16 protein-coding genes are annotated in these 17457 nt (G+C 58.6%); 6 read left to right on the forward strand and 10 right to left on the reverse strand.

The features are described from left to right. The first annotated feature begins 424 nt into the window (after positions 1 to 424). The 5 genes from B2A78_RS00195 (at position 425) to B2A78_RS00215 (ending at position 4660) form a co-directional block, all read left to right on the forward strand. The gene (locus tag B2A78_RS00195) at positions 425 to 1054 is read left to right on the forward strand and encodes a LemA family protein (RefSeq protein ID WP_077727885.1); all 630 of its coding nucleotides are present in this window, start codon (positions 425 to 427) and stop codon (positions 1052 to 1054) included. A 25-nt stretch (positions 1055 to 1079) separates the two neighbouring features. Then, positions 1080 to 1919 carry a YgcG family protein gene (locus tag B2A78_RS00200; protein WP_205780625.1) on the forward strand — a complete coding sequence of 280 codons (840 nt, stop codon included), beginning with the start codon at positions 1080 to 1082 and terminating at the stop codon, positions 1917 to 1919. Next, positions 1919 to 2428, forward strand: coding sequence for a TPM domain-containing protein (locus tag B2A78_RS00205; protein WP_077727887.1), 510 nt, complete (start codon positions 1919 to 1921; stop codon positions 2426 to 2428). Before B2A78_RS00200 ends, B2A78_RS00205 begins: the two co-directional genes overlap by 1 nt. Positions 2429 to 2685: 257 nt before the next feature. Then, on the forward strand, positions 2686 to 4194 hold the full coding sequence (locus B2A78_RS00210; RefSeq protein ID WP_077727888.1) for a helicase HerA-like C-terminal domain-containing protein: 1509 nt from the start codon (positions 2686 to 2688) through the stop codon (positions 4192 to 4194). Between the two features lie 271 nt (positions 4195 to 4465). Beyond that, the gene (locus B2A78_RS00215) at positions 4466 to 4660 is read left to right on the forward strand and encodes a hypothetical protein (protein ID WP_077727889.1); all 195 of its coding nucleotides are present in this window, start codon (positions 4466 to 4468) and stop codon (positions 4658 to 4660) included. 292 nt (positions 4661 to 4952) lie between these two features. On the opposite strand, the gene B2A78_RS00220 is transcribed toward B2A78_RS00215, so the two are convergent. Then, positions 4953 to 7628 carry a cation-transporting P-type ATPase gene (locus B2A78_RS00220; protein ID WP_077728110.1) on the reverse strand — a complete coding sequence of 892 codons (2676 nt, stop codon included), beginning with the start codon at positions 7626 to 7628 and terminating at the stop codon, positions 4953 to 4955. Positions 7629 to 7816: 188 nt separating this feature from the next. Here B2A78_RS00220 and B2A78_RS00225 point away from each other — a divergent pair, with 188 nt between their 5' ends. Continuing rightward, positions 7817 to 8476 (forward strand): hypothetical protein, encoded by a 660-nt coding sequence (locus tag B2A78_RS00225; protein WP_205780626.1) that lies wholly within the window; start codon positions 7817 to 7819, stop codon positions 8474 to 8476. Between the two features lie 265 nt (positions 8477 to 8741). Here B2A78_RS00225 and B2A78_RS00230 read toward each other — a convergent pair whose 3' ends face one another. The 9 genes from B2A78_RS00230 to B2A78_RS00270 form a co-directional block, all read right to left on the reverse strand. Continuing rightward, the gene (locus B2A78_RS00230; protein WP_077727890.1) at positions 8742 to 10424 is read right to left on the reverse strand and encodes an ATP-binding protein; all 1683 of its coding nucleotides are present in this window, start codon (positions 10422 to 10424) and stop codon (positions 8742 to 8744) included. Continuing rightward, entirely contained in the window at positions 10414 to 10878 is a 465-nt protein-coding gene (locus tag B2A78_RS00235; RefSeq protein WP_077727891.1) for a response regulator, read from the reverse strand. The genes B2A78_RS00230 and B2A78_RS00235 overlap by 11 nt, the downstream gene beginning before the upstream one ends. Further along, positions 10875 to 12359: a PAS domain S-box protein gene (locus B2A78_RS00240; RefSeq protein WP_077728111.1), complete on the reverse strand. Its 1485-nt coding sequence runs from the start codon at positions 12357 to 12359 to the stop codon at positions 10875 to 10877. The genes B2A78_RS00235 and B2A78_RS00240 overlap by 4 nt, the downstream gene beginning before the upstream one ends. Before the next feature lie 87 nt (positions 12360 to 12446). Continuing rightward, the gene (locus B2A78_RS00245; protein WP_077727892.1) at positions 12447 to 13067 is read right to left on the reverse strand and encodes a response regulator transcription factor; all 621 of its coding nucleotides are present in this window, start codon (positions 13065 to 13067) and stop codon (positions 12447 to 12449) included. Then, the gene (locus B2A78_RS00250; protein WP_077727893.1) at positions 13064 to 14719 is read right to left on the reverse strand and encodes a GAF domain-containing protein; all 1656 of its coding nucleotides are present in this window, start codon (positions 14717 to 14719) and stop codon (positions 13064 to 13066) included. Before B2A78_RS00250 ends, B2A78_RS00245 begins: the two co-directional genes overlap by 4 nt. Then, on the reverse strand, positions 14719 to 15060 hold the full coding sequence (locus tag B2A78_RS00255; protein WP_240502350.1) for a hypothetical protein: 342 nt from the start codon (positions 15058 to 15060) through the stop codon (positions 14719 to 14721). The genes B2A78_RS00250 and B2A78_RS00255 overlap by 1 nt, the downstream gene beginning before the upstream one ends. Before the next feature lie 736 nt (positions 15061 to 15796). Continuing rightward, complete coding sequence (smbP, locus tag B2A78_RS00260) at positions 15797 to 16135, reverse strand: small metal-binding protein SmbP (protein WP_205780627.1); 339 nt, start codon at positions 16133 to 16135, stop codon at positions 15797 to 15799. A gap of 159 nt (positions 16136 to 16294) precedes the next feature. Beyond that, positions 16295 to 16804, reverse strand: coding sequence for a small metal-binding protein SmbP (gene smbP / locus B2A78_RS00265; RefSeq protein ID WP_077727895.1), 510 nt, complete (start codon positions 16802 to 16804; stop codon positions 16295 to 16297). 156 nt (positions 16805 to 16960) lie between these two features. Next, positions 16961 to 17386 carry a hypothetical protein gene (locus B2A78_RS00270; RefSeq protein ID WP_077727896.1) on the reverse strand — a complete coding sequence of 142 codons (426 nt, stop codon included), beginning with the start codon at positions 17384 to 17386 and terminating at the stop codon, positions 16961 to 16963. Between the last annotated feature and the right edge of the window lie 71 nt (positions 17387 to 17457).

Consider the following 17457-nt stretch of genomic DNA (forward strand, 5'->3'; position numbering starts at 1 on the left):
CCGAATTAAACCTTGTAGGATACTAAAGCACTCGCCGGTACCGCAAATGGGCGCGGGCTTCGTCGGCGATCCTCGTTTTGTCCTGAAAACCGGATTTCGTAGGGTGGGTTAGGCGCGCATAGCGACAGATTTGGTATTAGTCACTGTGCCGCGAGCGCGCCGTAACCCACCAAAAGGTGTGGTCCACGCCCCCCCCGGTGGGTTACGGCGCGCGGAAACACCGAAGGAACTTTGCGGACTCGGTGCGATGCGCGCCTAACCCATCCTACGAATCCGTACTTCGGAACAAACACGAGTTGCCGGGACTCCTGAACGGGATACTCCGAATAAGCCTTTTGACAGATTGTCTTATGCCTGTTGTACGTAGCACACTTTATGGATTCGTTTTCCGGACATCGTCCGACAGCCTTTTCGGGAGAAAAACATGCGCACATTGATCGCGGGCTTGGTCTTATTACACGTGCTCTTGCTGAGCGGATGCGGATACAACACCCTGCAGCAGCAAGACGAGCAGATCAAGGCGAGCTGGTCGGAGGTCGTAAACCAATATCAGCGCCGGGCGGACCTGGTGCCCAATTTGGTCAACGTGGTGAAGGGTTACGCCGGACACGAACGGGAGGTGTTGACCCAGGTGACCGAGGCGCGTTCCAGGGTCGGGTCCGTTCAGGCCACGCCGGAACTGTTGAACGATCCGCAGGCCTTCTCCCAGTTCCAGGCGGCTCAGGGCGAATTGTCCGGCGCTTTGTCGCGATTGATGGCGGTGGCGGAGAACTATCCGCAGCTCAAGGCAGACAGTTTGTTCCGCGATCTGCAGGCGCAGCTGGAAGGTACGGAGAACCGCATCACCGTGGCGCGCAATCGCTACATCGCGGCGGTTCAGGACTATAACGTCACGGTCCGCTCCTTCCCCACCAACATTACCGCGCGGATTTTCGGCATGGAGGTCAAGCCGAATTTCACGGTGGAAAACGAACGCGAAATCTCTCGGCCGCCCACGGTCGATTTCGGCACGCCGGCCCCGGCCCCCGCTCCGGCCCCCGCTCCGGCCCGGTAGGCGAACGTCGATATCGATGCCGAACATGCTTCCGGTTTGGATTCTTGCCGTCCTTCTGGCGTTTGTCGGGTCCGAGGCTAGGGCCGAGGTTGCGGTGCCGCCGCTTCAGGCGCGAGTGACCGATCTGACCGGGACCTTGAAGCCGGACGAAAAGGCGGGACTCGAAAGCCGGCTGTCAGCCTTCGAGGCTGAAAAGGGCAGCCAAATCGCGATCTTGCTGGTGCCCACCACCGAGCCCGAGACCATCGAGCAATATTCCATACGGGTGGCGGATGCCTGGAAGCTAGGCCGCAAGGGGATCGACGACGGCGTCCTGATCCTCCTGGCCAAGCAGGACCGTACCGTTAGGATTGAAGTGGGGCGCGGGCTCGAGGGCGTGATCCCCGATGCCGTCGCCAACCGGATCGTGGAAGACGTGATGCTCCCGTTTTTCAAACAAGGCGATTTCTACGGCGGCCTGTCCGAAGGCATCGATAGCCTTTTCGCCCTGATTCGCGGGGAGCCTCTGCCCGCGCCAGCCGATGGCGAAAGAGTTCCGGATGAGGATCTGGGCGGCGTTTTCGGGCTTTCGATTCTGGGCGGCATCTTCGGTGGGCGGATACTCCGGTTTCTGTTCGGCCCCTTTCTCGGCGGGCTCATTGCCGGCGCGGGCGCCGGACTGCTGGTCGCCTTTTTCGGTCTGCCGATCCTGTTTTCGCTTTTCGTCGGCTTCTTCGTGTTCATGACGGTGTTCGGAGGCATGGGTCGGGTAGGGCCGGGCGGCTGGTACGGCGGGCCCGGTGGATTCGGCGGCTCCTCCGGAGGTGGCGGTTTCCGAGGGGGCGGCGGCGGTTTCAGCGGCGGCGGAGCTTCGGGGCGCTGGTGATGTTCAAGCATTTCGGTCGTATCCTAAAGCATCTGTGTTACGGACCCTGGCGGCTTCGGCGGGTCCTGCCGCGCCACGCGCTTAAAGCCATCGCCGAGGAGATCCGTGAAAGCGAGACGAAGCACGGCGGAGAAATCCGCGTCGCCGTGGAAATTTCGCTCGATTGGCGGAGATTGCTGCGGCGGGAGACGCCGAGGGAAAGGGCCTTGGAAGTGTTTTCCGATCTCCGCATCTGGGATACGGAACGGAACAACGGCGTTTTGATTTATCTGCTGCTCGCGGATAGGGACGTGGAGATCGTCGCCGATCGCGGTATCGACCGGCTGGTCGGAGCGGAAGCTTGGGAGCGTATCTGCCATGAGATGGAAGCGGCTTTTCGGAAAGGCGACTTCGAAGCGGGTATCGTGGCCGGGGTTCAAGCCGTGGGCTCTCATTTGGAAAAGCACTTCGCGGGACCGGATCTGCACGGCGACGAGCTCGCCAATCATCCGGTCATTATTGATGGTTGAGTTTGCTCGGCCGCTCCCGCCGGCCGATACTGTTTTGAGTTAAGGCTCAGGCTCGTCGTTCCGGCAGGGAATGCCGGAACCCAGACGTTCGGGACGACTTGCGGAGTAACGTCCTTGTCGACTGGATACCGGCACTCCCTGCCGGTATGACGGCTTAGTTCAACAGCATTGTCCCGCGCCGGGTACGGACTTTTTCCGGTCAACCGGCTAGTTGCCGATTACTATTAACGGATCACTTCATTTGCCGGAGACCACTCATGACCGACGCATTGTTAATCGCCAAAGGCCGGGATTCGCTTTCACTGCTGCCGTCCATGGCCAACCGCCACGGCCTGATCAGCGGAGCGACCGGCACCGGCAAGACCGTTACGTTGCAAGTTCTGGCGGAGCGTTTCAGCCGCATCGGCGTGCCGGTGTTTTTATCGGACATCAAGGGCGATTTGTCCGGTTTGAGCCAGCCGGGCGTGGCCAGCCCGAAGATGGCCGAGCGGCTATCGTTGCTCGCCATCCAGGGTCATGAATTCGCCGGATTTCCGGTGACCTTTTGGGATGTTTTCGGCGAACAGGGACATCCCGCTCGGGCGACCATTTCCGAGATGGGGCCCTTGCTGCTCTCGCGCATGCTCAACCTGAACGAAACCCAGGAGGGCGTGCTCCACCTGGTTTTCAAGATCGCGGACGACAGCGGAATGCTGCTGCTCGATCTGAAGGACTTGCGCGCGATGCTTCAGTTCGTGGGCGAAAATGCGGGCCAATTCACGACCTCGTACGGCAACGTCTCCGCCGCCAGCATCGGCGCCATCCAGCGCGGTTTGATGGCCTTGGAAAGCCAGGGCGGAGACCGGCTGTTCGGCGAGCCCTCCCTGAACATCGACGATCTGATGCAAACCGCGCCGGACGGGCAGGGCGTAATCAATATCATGGCCGCCGACAAGCTCATGCAGGCACCGAAAGTCTATGCAGCCTTTCTGCTCTGGCTGTTGTCCGAACTGTTCGAGCATCTGCCGGAAGTGGGGGATCGCGACAAACCCAAGCTGGTGTTTTTCTTCGACGAGGCGCATCTGCTATTCGACGACGCTCCGGAGATTTTGCTGGACAAGATCGAGCAAGTCGTGCGCCTGATCCGCTCCAAGGGCGTGGGCGTTTATTTCGTGACGCAAAATCCTCTGGACGTTCCGGACAAGGTTTTGGGACAGCTCGGCAATCGCATCCAGCACGCGCTTCGGGCCTTTACGCCGCGGGATCAGAAAGCGGTTCGTTCGGCGGCCGAAACCATGCGCGACAATCCGGACCTGGACGAGAAGACCGTCATTACCGAGTTGGGCGTCGGCGAAGCCTTGGTTTCATTACTCGACGAAAAAGGCCGTCCGCATATCGTCGAGCGGGCCTTCATCCTGCCGCCTCAAAGCAAGATCGGCCCCATCGATGCCGCTCAACGAAAGCAACTCATCGGCGAGTCGCCCATCGCGGGCCATTACGAAAAAGCCGTGGACCGGGAGTCGGCCTACGAAATGCTCAAAGCGCGTGCCGCCGAGGATCTCCAGCAAAGGACCGAAGAAGCCGGTCGTCCTGCTTCCGGTTCGGCAGCCGGAGGCATTTTCGATACGCTCGGGAGCATTCTGGGCACTCCGTCGCGCGGTAAGGGCAAACAACGGCAAACCGCGATGGAGGCCTTCGCCAAAAGCGCCGCCCGAAGCATAGGCAGCGAACTCGGCCGGCAGCTTCTTAGGGGCGTGCTGGGGTCTTTGACGGGAAGAAAAAGGTAGGGTGGACGTTATCAGGTATACCAAAAGGTAGGATGCGGTGAGGGACGAACCGCATCGTTCGCGATCAATGCGTTTCGGGCACTCAGTGCATCTTACGAACTCGTTATCGGGCAGGCGGCAATAAAAATATCGGCTTGCGGCTATTCTTAACGACGGCTCAGTTTACATGTGGGTCCCGGTCGGCCAGTTTCGGCCGACCGGGACTTCTCGCGAGGCGCCGAACGAACCCGCGTGATCCGTGCGGCCATAGAAGAGTTGACGAGGAGTTAAGATGTTTTACGAAGTGAAGCCTTTGGTGCTGATTCTGATCGGGGCCGCCGTGGTCATGAGTCAGACCGCCTTGGCGATACCGTTTGCCGTACTGTTGATCGTTCTCGGCGCATTCATTATGGGCATGCGTTTCATCTATCGCTCCGAAAGAGTCAGTAGAGCAAAAACCGCTTCACGGCAACGAAAGAATTTCTGACTTACCGGGCAATCGGCATTTCGTTCCGCAGAGCCGCAGAGACCGCGGCTGTTTGGTGGGTTAATTCCAAATCGCTTTCAATAAGGCATTCATTTTGTAGGATGGGTAGAGCGAAGCGAAACCCATCGATGGTGGGTTAGGCCGCGAGGCCGTAACCCACCGAGCGACCTCGAATCGGTGGGTTACGCTTCGCTAACCCACCCTACGATGAATGTTCACTCGAATGCCGAATGGAATAAGATCGATGCCTAACCCGCGCGCTTTCGAAACGGTGTACGATTCTGCCACCGGTTTAGGGCGCCGCCATTAATCTCGCCAGTCCCTTCCGCATTTCCTCCATCAACAACATTCCCAATGCAAACGGCAGGGTAAACAGCCAGACGTCGAGCTCTATGGGCGCGGTGCCGAAGATGTTGTTGCCCCAAGGCGTGTAATCGATGAACAGGATCAAGGCGATTTCCAGCAGAATGCCGACCAGGATTAATCGGTTGTTGAAAAGGGGAGAGCGGAACAGGGGGCGGTCCGGATGTTTGCACAGAAAGACGTTCATCACCTGCATGACGATGATGGCCGACAGACAGGCCGTGGTGGCTCGGAGATAAATCGGGTTGTCTCGGGCCAAGGTTTGGCCGTACTGCCAGCCGGCTCCATGGAGCACGTAGAAAAAGGCCGCCATGGCGGCGAGGGCCTCGAGAACTCCGAGGAACAGGTAGGCGCGCGTGAGCAACGGCCAGGTGAGCAGTTTTTCCCTGGCCGATCGGGGCGGCTTTTTCATGCAGACGGGGTCCGGGCGATCCGCTCCGAGTCCGAGGGCCGGCACCATATCGGTGCCGAGGTCGACCGCCAGAATCTGGATGATGGTCAGGGGCAGCGGAATGCTGAACAGGGCGAAAGCGAGGTAAGGCACGAGTTCGGGAATGTTGGACGTGAGTATGTAGGACATGAACTTGCGGATATTGCCGAATACCGCCCGCCCTTCCTCTATCGCGCTGACGATGCTCGCGAAATTGTCGTCCAGGAGAATCATGTCGGCGGATTCCTTGGCCACGTCGGTTCCGGCAATGCCCATGGCGATGCCGATGTCGGCGGTCTTGAGCGCCGGGGCGTCGTTGACTCCGTCGCCGGTCACCGCCACTACGTGCCGTTTGCGTTTCAGGGCGTCGACGATGCGCATCTTCTGGTCGGCGCCGAGCCGGGCGAAGATGACTTCTTCTTTGTCGAGCGCGAGCTGTAGCTGCGTGTTGGAGAGCCGCCGCAATTCGTCGCCGGTGATCACGTGGGGGTGATTGCCGCGGAGCAGACCGATTTCCCGGGCGATCGCCTTGGCGGTGTGAGGGTGATCGCCGGTGACCATGATGACCTTGATGCCTGCCTGAAGGCATTTTTCGATGGCGGACGGTACTTCTGGGCGGGGCGGATCTTCCAGTCCCACCAGGCCGGTCAGTGTCAGCCGCTCTTCCAGCCGCTCGCGCGCGTATGTCTCGGGGATTTCGCGATCGGCGAAGGCGAGAATGCGAAGCCCGCGTTCCGCCATCGTTTCTTGGGCATCGACAAACCGGCGGCGTATTTCCTCGGTCAGCGGCGCGATTTCTTCGCCGATCTGCACATCGGAGCACAGCGGCAGCACGGTTTCCAGGGCGCCTTTGGCGTACAGCCGGTTCCCCTCCGGCGTGCGGCTCAAAATCGAAAGGCGCTTCCGGTCCGTATCGAAAGGGATCTCGTCGATTTTCGGATAGGCGGCGGTATCCTTCAGGAACCGTTCCGCCATCCGCACCAGCGCGATCTCCATGGGATCGCCGAGTAGCTCCCGCTTTCCGTCGCGGCTCGTTTCCTTGAGGTTCTGGCAGTTGCGCGCGCACTCCCAAAGTCTCGGGTATGTCGCCGCGAGTTGTTCGTCGATATCTTCCGGATGACAGACTTCATTGCCGAAGAAGATTTGTCTCGCCGCCATGCGGTTTTGCGTCAGGGTGCCGGTCTTGTCCGTGCAGATGACGGTGGCCGAGCCCAATGTTTCGACCGATGGCAGGTGGCGTACCAAGGCATTGCGTTTGGCCATGCGCTGGGTGGCCATGGCGAGGGAGAGGGTAACCGTGGGCAGCAGGCCTTCCGGTACGTTGGCGACGATGATGCCGATGGCGAAGATGAAATCCTGCCAAAACGACAGGCCGGCCGCCCGCCCGATGAAAAAGAAGACGATGCCCAATGAGACGGCAAGCATGCCGACGATCCGGCTCAGGCGGAGGATTTCGTTTTGGAGAGGGGAAACGGGTTCGCCCGCCGTTTGAGTGAGGTGGGCGATCTTGCCGAATTCGGTGTGCATGCCGGTGTGGAAGACCACCGCCCGGCCTTCGCCGGAGACGACGGCGGTGCCCGCCAGCAGGACATTGCGAGCGTGAATGAGCTCGTCCGTCGCCGAGGGCTGCGCGTCTCTGGCTTGGGGTAAGGCTTCGCCGGTTACCGTGGCGTTGTTCACCCTCAGGGCAAAAGCCTCCAGAACCCGGCAGTCGGCGGGTACGTTGTCGCCTTCCTGCAGCAGGATCACATCGCCCGGCACGATGTCCGAAGCATCCGCAAGGCGCACGCTGCCTTCGCGCATCACCTTGATTTGCAGCGGCAGGAGCTTTTGCAGCGCGGCGATGGCTCTTTCGGCCCGGTATTCCTGCCAGAACGAAAACAGCCCGTTGACGAGGATCACGCCGATAATGGCGAAACCCAGAGTTTCCATGCCTTCCCCCGGCGCTTTCCAATCCCCGAAAAACGCCAATGCCGCGGCAAGCCAGAGGAGCAGGGCGAAAAAGTGAGTGAACTGCCTGGCGAAGCGTAGTGCGACGGATTCCCGCTCGAACTCCGTAAGCCGGTTGGCACCATATTCACGGAGCCGGCGGGCCGCTTCGGTTTCACTTAGCCCTTCGGGTTGAGTATGAAGGCTTGTCAAGGCCTGATCGGGTTGGAGATGATGGATTTTCATGCCGCCTTTTGGGGTGAACCGATCCAGCAAACGCCTTGGCCGCCGTAGGCAATTTCGCGGATTTTCGTCAAGCGGCCGAAATATGTACAGAAAAAGAACTTATATGCTATAAACCCCGCGCTATCACGCCGATGTTTCAATACGCGGACAGTTAGAACCCACTCAACTAAACAGTCGGTTTACAGAGTATGACCAATCAACAATTCGATAAGACTCGCTTTTCTGTTCTGAGAAATGGTTTTTGCGCCTTCTCTATCGCCGTGGCTGGGCTATTGGCCGGCTGCGATGCCGGTCCCGGCGGCAGTTCTTCTGCGCCGGCCATGTCGGAAGCGAAAATCAGCGGGAACGTTCAGGATCAACACGGTCCCGTTACGGATGCCAAGATCGAAGTGCGGGACAAGAACGGTCAGTTAGTGACGACGACGGAGGTTACGAGCACCTCGAACCAGTACTCGATTACCGTCCCCGCGGGCACTGCGTATCCCATCGTGCTGACCGCCACTCCGAACAATCCGGCGCCGGGTCGCGGTCCGGTCAAGGCCGTGGTAACCAGTTCACTAGCCGACCGTATGGACATCACCGACGTCACCACCATCGTGGTCGATTCGGCCATGACCTTGGGCGGCTTGACCGAAGCGAACATCGCCAAGGCGTCCGGCGGCGCGATCGGCTTGCGCCAGCGCCAAGGCGCGAGCGCGGCAGCGGGCGGCGGCGGTGCGGGTCCCGGCCAGAGCGGCGGCGGCGTCAGCCGTGGTGGGCACGGCGGGCATGGCGAGCATGTGCCTTCCGGTTCCGGCGCATCTCCCTCCGACAGCAGCTCCGACCAACAGCAGCCGGCGCAGCAGTAATGCGGTGTAATCGACTTTAGCCTTTCGGCCGGGATGCTTTAGCTTTTTTAAAGACTCCCGGCGATTTTCCCGAAGCCGGCAGATGAGCTCGACGGAGCCGTCTGCCGGTTTTCTTTTTGGTCACGGCTCGGACCTTGTTGAAACGGGCAGGCCGCGATTGGAAGGGTCGCGACTAAAGCAACCGTTTGCGATTGGGAAGGGATTGCCGACCTACCTATCGGGCTCTCTGACACCGACCAGAGAGGGATACGGGAAGCGGGAGTCCCTACAAGCGTATGGGCTTTTTGGGCAGCGTGTCGGTAGGTGAGAGTTCCGGCAGCACGGGCAAGCGGACCACAAATTCGCTGCCTTGGCCGGGGCCGGGACTGGAGACGCACACGGTTCCTCCGTGCAATTCCACTAAGCGGCGGACGATCGTGAGACCAATGCCGAGACCGCCTTGGGATCGATCGAGCGTGCGCTCGGCCTGGGTGAAGAGATCGAAGACCTGGGGCAGTATCTCGGCCGGTATGCCGAGACCGGTGTCCCGCACGCGAAGCTCGATGTCGGAGCCGTCCCGATTTGCGGTGAGCCAGAGGGCGCCCCCTTTCGGCGTGTATTTGGCGGCATTGTTCAGCAAATTGCCCAAGACTTGGATCAGCCGGATGCTGTCGCCCTCCAAGTATACGGGAGCGGAGGGGAGAGTGACGGTGAAGGCGTGTTTCCGTTCATCAAGGAGAGGTCGCGTGACCTCGATGGCGCGGGCCACGATATCGCTCAGCTCGATCGTGTCTTTTTTGAGTTCCACTTTGCCGCGCGTGATGCGGGAAACGTCGAGAAGGTCATCCACCAACCTGACCAGATGGGCCGTCTGCCGATCGATTACATCCTCCGCCCATTGATGTTGCGGATGTTGCGGACCGATCCGCCGCAGGAGTTCCACCGCATTTCGAATCGGGCCCAAGGGGTTGCGCAGTTCGTGGGCCAGCATGGCCAAGAATTCGTTCTTGCGGTGGTCGGCTTCTTGGAGTGATGTTTGGGCCTGTATCAGATCGTCGATATCCGAGCATGAGCCAAACCACTTGATGATGTGGCCGGCCTCGTCGCGGATCGGTTGGGCGCGACACATCACCCACCGGTACTCGCCGTCTCGATGGCGGAGCCGATGCTTCATCTCGTAAGGTTCGCCGGTCTGGAGGCAATGCTTTCGGCGTTCATTGACGGGTTCCACTTCTTCGGGATGCAGAGCCCGCATCCAGCTGAAGCCCTTTTCTGAGTCGCACGGCTGTCCGGTGAATTCATGAAAGCGCGGGTTGGTGTAGTCGACCCGCCCATCCGGACAAACCGTGAAGACGATATCCGGCACTGTCTCGGCTAGGGCGCGGAATCGCTGCTTGCTTTCGCGCAGCGCCCGCTCCACCCGCGCGCGCTGGACGATCTCCCGCCTTAAGGTTTCATTGGCTTGCACCAGTTCGGAGGTGCGCTCCTGCACCCGCGTTTCCAGTTCGGCGTAAGCTTGGCGCAATGCTTCCTGAGCCCGCTTCCGCTCGATAATCTCATGCCATTTGCTCAAGGTGCACTTGACGATATGCGGCATGGCGGACAGGGTGGCCTCGGACTTGACGAGATAATCCAGAGCCCCGGCCTTCATCGCCTCGACTGCGATCGCCTCGTTCCCGTAGCAGGTCATAACGATGACCGGATAAGACGTATTCGAGCCTTCCTGCGGCAAAAGCTCCGTACCTTTCCCGTCGGGCAGCCGCAAATCGGTGATCACGAGATCCGGTAGGGCGACGGCAAGCGCCTCCCGCGCCTCGTGGAGATGGCGTACCACCGTCAGACGAACGGGTTCGCCTTGAGCCTCGAATGCTCTCTGTATGAGCTCGGCGTGGCTAGTATCATCCTCGGCCAAAAGGATGTGAAGGATGGTGTCGGCTATCGGCGCAGCTGCGGATGGCTCAGGTTTCATGAACAGTTCGGTCGGACCAGGGGTAGTGATTCCAGGCCAGCCAATAAAAGCCCAGATCTTCCATCATCCGGGTGAAATTCTCGAAATCGACGGGCTTGACGAGATAGCTGTTGGCATGCTGGCCGTAAGCTCTGGCGATGTCTTGCTCGGCTCGTGAGGTGGTGAGAATGACGACCGGCAGAGTCGCAATGGACGGCGATGCCCTGATTCTACCCAGGACTTCAATGCCATTGATGCGGGGAAGGTTGAGGTCCAGCAGGACGACGTGCGGCCTCGGGCTGGTTTGCGGATCGGCATACGCGCCCTGTCGCAGCAGATAATCCAAGGCTTCCGCGCCCTGGCTGACGTGATAGATCCGGTTCGCCACGCGGTGTTCCTGAAAACAGCGGATGACCAGTTCGGCATGATCCGGATTGTCTTCGACCAACAGGATATTCAGGACTTCTCCCTTCATGCTGGATCCCTCAGGGAAAAATAAAACGTGCAACCCAGCCCTTGACCTTCCGAGTCTACCCAGAGACTTCCGCCGTGCACCTCGACGATTCGCTTGACGATCGCCAGTCCGATTCCGGTACCCTCCGTATTGGGATCGAGCCGCTCGAACAGGCCGAAGATCTTCGTATGGTAGCTTGGCTCGATTCCGATACCGTTGTCACGTACAAAATAGACGATTTCTCCTTCTCTTGCTTCCGCGCCGATCTCGATCAAGGGTTCATCCTGGTCACCCATGAATTTGACGGCGTTTTCGATCAGGTTGAGCCACACCTCGAAGATCCGCTTCGGATCGCCGACCGCGTCGGGCAGACCGCGGCTGATCTCGGTCCGCAGTTTACGCCCGGAAAGCCGGTCCCTGACAAGCTCGACCGCCTCATGGACGAGAGCGCGCATCGAGACCTTTTCGGGCGGATTCGCGACGCGGCCGATGCGAGACAGCTCCAGCAGATCTTCCAGCAAGGTCTGCATTCGGCTCGCCGCCGCACGGATCCGCCGGATGTCTCCGCGCATACGCTCGAAATCTCCCCGCGTCGCGCTTTGTTCCAACATGCCTGAAAATCCCTGGATGGTAATCAAGGGACTCTTGAGATCGTGCGAGGCGGTGTAAATGAACCGCTCCAATTCCGCATTTTTTTCTGTCAGCTGTTCGAGGAGAGCAGCCTGTTGTTCCTGGGCTTTTCGGCGTTCGGTCACATCGCGAATGATTCCGGTGAACAGGCGATGGTTGCCCAGAGGGGTTTCGGCGACCGTCAGTTCGATGGGAAAAGTGGATCCATCCCGACGCAGCCCGAGGACTTCGCGGCCGATGCCGATGACCCGGCGTTCCCCCGTTCTGAGATAGCGGGCAATGTAGGCGTTGTGTTCGTCGCGGTAAGGGGAGGGCATCAGGAGAGTAATGCTCTGACCTTTCACCTCCGCTTCGGTGTACCCGAACATGCGCTCGGCCGCGGGATTGAAGGTCTCGATGAGCCCCCGCTCATCGATCACGATGATGGCGTCGACGGCGGTCTCGAGAATCGCGCGCAAGCGCACCGTCTGGTTCGCCAAGGCTTTCTCGGCGAGTTTGCGGCGACTGATGTCGTGAACCGTAGCCAATACGAAACGACCTTGCTCGGCCTCTAGGAGAATTAGGCTTATATCCGCTGGAAATTCGGTTCCATCCTTGCGCAAGCCGAAAAGATCCAGTCCTTCCCCCATGGGGCGGGAGCGGGGATGTTCGGCGTAACCCGCACGCTCTTCTCGATGCCGCCCGCGAAACCGTTCCGGCATGAGGTCTTCGACCGTGAGTTCCGCCAGTTCTTCGCGGGCATAGCCGAAAAGTTTCTCCAGCGCGGGATTGGAAAAAAGGATTTTTCCCTTGATGTCCGTAATCGCCATGCCATCCAAAGAGGACTCCAGCCATACACCGAAGTTCTTTTTTTTCAGCAGGAATTCCATCATGAAATGCCCGGAAAATGGTAAGAAACCCTTGATCGGTGAATCGATCAAGTGATTTTAAGCCGGTTGCAGTAAGAAAATTCTTATTTTTTAAAGGGTAATCAGTCCGTGGCGCAAGGCTAGATGGGTGAGTTGCACGACATTCGCAAGCCGGAGTTTTCGCATGAGATGCGTTTGATGCACGCTGATGGTCTTGGGGCTGGTGTGCAAGAGCTCGGCGATTTCCGCCACGGAACGACCCTGGGCCAGATGGCGGAAAACCTCGAATTCGCGCGGCGTCAAGAGCTCTACGGGCTTTTGCGATTGAGTCGACGCGGCTCGTTTCAGATGTTTGTCGAAGAAAAAGTCGCCGCTGAAGACGATCCGTGTCGCTTCCACGATCAATTTGGCCGCGCTCCGCTTGCCGATATACCCCCGGACGCCGGTTTCCCGCGCGCGCTCGATGAGCACTTCGCTTTCATAAGCGGAAAACATCAGAATTCGCGCCCGGGAATCGCGTTTCAGAATCTTGCGGGCTGCTTCGAGTCCGCTGATGCCGGGAAGGGCCACGTCCATGACGACGATGTCCGGCTGGTGTTTCAGATAGGCCTGATAGGCCTCTTCCCCGTCTGCCGCTTCGGCCAGGACGGTGATATCGGGCGCTTGCTCCAATAGGCGCCGGTAGCCGCTGCGCACTACCGGATGATCGTCGACTAGCAGTACGGAGATCATGGTCTGGCTTGGCTAGGAATTTCGATCGCTACGCAGGTTCCCTGTCCGCTCTGGCTCTCCAGGCTGAAGAGTCCTCCAAGCGCCTCGACCCGTTCGCGGACGCCCATCAATCCGAGTCCCCGCTTTGCCTCGCGGGACGATAAACCGACGCCATTGTCCTTGATCAACAGGCGCACGGAAGAGGACTCGCCGGGCGCAGGTCCGAAATGCCGCTGACACGATTCTCCCTGGCACGCGATACTCTCGCAGACCATGACTTCGGCTTGCGTCGCCCGGGCATGCCTGCCGATGTTATTCATGCACTCCTGGACGATTCGATACACCGTAATCTTAAGCGTTTCATCCAGGACGCCGAGATCGCCGATGATGGTCAGTTTCCAACTGATGTCGCGATAATGCGATCGGTATTCGTTGACTAATTCTTCGAGGGCTTCGGCCAGTCCCAGTTGATCGAGCAAGGGCGGACGCAGATTCTCGATCAGGCTGCGGACGGTGTCATGAAAGCGGATCAGCAAGGCTTCGACGGTTTGAGCGCTGTGATGGATCTCCGGGTGGCTTCGTTCGCTGAGCGAGGACATCATCGCGAGGTCCGCCTGCATGGCAGTCAAATATTGCCCAAGCTCGTCGTGCAGTTCGCGCGCTACTCTCTTGCGCTCCTCTTCCTGGGCCTTGAGCAATTTTCGGGTCAGCTGGCGGTTTTCATTCAGCAACCGCCGGGTTTCCTGCTCGGCTTTACGCCTTTGCGTTTGCTCGCGCGACTGGATCAGAGCGAGTGCCAGGCTATGCGCGAAAGTGGTGGCCAAAACCTCGTCCTCCTCGGAAAAGGGCTCCCCGTTGAGCTTGTCACAGAGATAAACGCGGCCGTACACCTTGCCATCGTCGGCGATCGGCACCGCGAGAAGGCTCTTCATCGGCGGATGGCCGGGCGGAAATCCCGCCGATCGCGGATCACGGGTCAGGTCGTCGAGCCGCAACGACTGGTTTGTTTGAACCACTACGCCGAGCAGTCCTTTCCCTTCCGGCCAGCGGCCGATTCGTTCGATCTGTTCCTGGCTGACGCCGGTGACGAAAAAGCCGTCCAGCTTTCCGTTTTCGTCAATAATCCCGACGGCGCCGTACCGTGCGCGCAGCAGAGTCGCCAGCACGTTGATGCCGCTTTGCGCCATGTTTTCCTCTCCTTCGACATGGGCCATCAAAGCCATCAGCGTGCGGGACGCCTGATTCAGTTCGCCGAGTCGCGTCGACCACAGGCGAAGCTGCCGCTGCTCCTCTTCGAGTTCGGCCGACAGCTTTTGATAGTGATCGAGCAGCAACTCGAGCAAACGCGGACGGGTAACCGCTCCGACGAAGGCGCCGCTATCGTCCGTAACCGGCAAGATCCAGTGGTTCTCCCGTTCCATGAGAGCGAGCGCCGCGACGATGGATGTATCCCGTCCGATGGCCGGCGGTATCGTTCTCGGGAGTAGATCGGCAAAGATTCGGTGAGGCGATTGGGCGATTTCTTCACTGGTTACAAAGCCCAGAAAACGGTCGTTTCCGGAGGAAAAGACGGCGAAGAGGGCCGGCGTAGAAGTTGGGCCGAGTCTGGGGCGTTCTTCGTCAGTGACTTTGATCAGCCCGTCCGCCAAAGCGTCCAGGATGGTCGGTTGCACTAAAACGTTTCCTCTAGGTGCAATTCCGTTTCGACATCGAGGTGAAGAATTTCGGTGTCGTCCATGAAGGGCTTGATTCGCTGGAGCACGAATTCGATGAGTTGTTCCTTGGGGACACGCCGCAGAACCGCTTCGCGTACCAGAATGTCGCTGATGACCTCGTCCTCCAATTCGAGGTGAGCGAACGGATAAGTCATTAAAAGCTCCAGGGATTTTCGGATGGCTTTGCAGCCTATGGTAGCGCGGCGCCCCAACACCAAGCCTTCGTGAACGGGCGGAATCTTGAATTCTCTGATGCGAGCACGCAGGGTATATTTGGTCGTCAATTTATTGTCTTGCACTGCTGGTCTTCTGTTTGCTAGTCAACTGTTATAAGACTCCTAGCGCGGAAAAGTCACCCCTTCCGTCTAAAGAGACTTAGATTAAGTCAGCGACTCCAGAACGTAAATCTTCGGGATCGATAACTTTCATCATTCCAGGGCCGAATAGGGTGAAAATAAGCAAGGGGTTCGGTTTCTATTTTCGGGATGAACATCCGATGAAGCGTTCAGGAATCCCTTGAGCCTAAGAAGGATTTTTCGATATTAAATACCCACAATATCGCTAACGAGAGGCAATCAACAGTTCTGTGACGGCAGATGTTAATACTCATAATCGTTCGGTGTCCGCCTCGGAGTCTTCTATCTTGCTTGGATCGAGCTCTCGCAATTTAGTTTAGTGCGACCAATGGCGACTGACATCCGACGAGGTTTTGAGCGGCCTGAATGAATAGACGTCGAGCTTATTCCATTCGACATTCGAGTGAACATTCATCGTAGGATGGGTAGAGCGAAGCGAAACCCATCGATGGCGGGTTAGCCCCTCGGCTCCGCTCGGGACAGGCCCTTCGACAAGCTCAGGACAGGCTCCGCGTAACCCGCCGAATAACCTACAAAAACCAATTTTTTATCGAAAGCGACCTTGGAATCAGAGGTCGAATCATCGAAGAAAATCCGCGTTGTTGGCGGGAGCAATCGGGCAAAAAAGGAGCGGCAGTGAAAATAGCTGCCGCTCCTTTAAAGTACGAAAGCGTGGCTGTTACTGTTTTACGGCATTGAGATGGGTCATCGCTTCTTCGGCCGCTTTTCCGGCTATATCGGCATGCCCCATCTTGCCGTGTTCGATCGCGCCGTCCAGGCTTTTGATTGCCGCATCCAAGTGTGGATTGGGGTTTGCTTGATTTGCCGCCGTGGCGTGAGTTTTCGCGGCTTCCGCGTGCTCGGCCACACCTTTGGCATCGCCCTTTTTGCCGCTATCGACGGCGGCTTGGGCATGTTTCATCGCTTCCCCTTTGTGATCTTCGGCGGCAACGGCGGTGAAACCTAGCGACATTGTGAACAGGCCGGCGAGTAATCCGGACAAGATTTTTCCACGCATAACCATTTCTCCGTTAAAGGGTTGTTCTTCTTGAATGCCCCAATATGGGGCGGGTTACAAATATCACGACGTCAATTTCAAGTCCATCGTTAATACGAAAAACGGCAGCCACGAATGGAACGCCATCCGGTCTGCCGTTTTGTCGCGACAGCATGAAAACTATTTTTTGGCCTGTTTGAGATGGGTAACCGCTTCCTCAGCGGCCTGCCCTGCCATATCGGCGTGGCCCATTTGGCTGTGCTGAATCGCGCTGTCCAGACTTTTCATCGCAGCGGTCAGATGCTCATTGGGATTTTGCTGCATGGCGGCCTCGACATGGGGTTTTGCGGCTTCGGCATGTTTGCCGACGCCTGCGGCATCGCCCTTCTTGCCGCTGTCGGCAGCGGCTTTTGCGTGCTTCATCGCTTCCTTGACATGGCTTTCCATACCCTCCGTTTCGGCCTTGCCTTTTCCTTCGGTTCCGGTCATCCCGGTACCGCCGGGATAGGGTTGACCGCCTCCGCTACTTTCGCCGGTCGTCCCGCGAACGCCTGTTCCGCTTTGGCCGGTTTCGGTTTGCGACTGCGCATAATATGCGGCGCTGTCTCCGGATCGTTCTGCGGCCGCAGCCGGACTCAGTGTTTGCGTAGTTATGCCGGCAAGCAGACAAAGTAAAATTTTGGAATACATTGCTTTTTCCTCCGTGAAAAATGTTCGGACGGCTAAATCGCCGTATCAGCGGGCGTGGCACAGGCCATACCTATGCTCCACGATCATTGGGGAGCCCTTGGTTGCCGCTTTTCTCGGACGAGAACGGAATGCGGCAGGAATCAAGGGCTGATGCGCTTACTCGAAATCGCCGCTCCCGGTTTCGGGTTCGGGCATTTCTTCGGGCATCGATGGTTCCTCGGAACCCGGTGTCGGACGTTGGGGAGTTTTGCGTTGGCTCGGTTCAGAGGTTCCGCTCTCGGTGCCTCGGCGTTGGCCCGATTCCGGCGTGCCGCGTTCGCCATTCTTGCGTTTGCCCGTGCCGGACATTCCTTTTTCGTTATTCCGGCGCTTGCCGGCGCCCGACTGGCCGTTATCGTTCCCTTCCCGTCCGGCCGCCTCTCTGACGATCTCTATGACATCGCCTTTCATGGTGCCGTTTTGGAATTCTGCCTTAACGTAAGCGGCGATCCCTATGGGTCGATCCGCGGCAAGGGCCGGATTCAGGCCGAGCAATGAGATAAATGCGCCTAAAAGTAAGCCGATTAGAAATTTCGAGCGCATGGCGTGCCTCCTTTGCACCAAAGTTCGTTCCATGTTCCCGGCGCGACCGGGAAAGTCATTGTTAACACACG

Origin of the sequence: Methylocaldum sp. 14B, assembly GCF_002005105.1 — a bacterium.
GTDB lineage: Bacteria > Pseudomonadota > Gammaproteobacteria > Methylococcales > Methylococcaceae > Methylocaldum.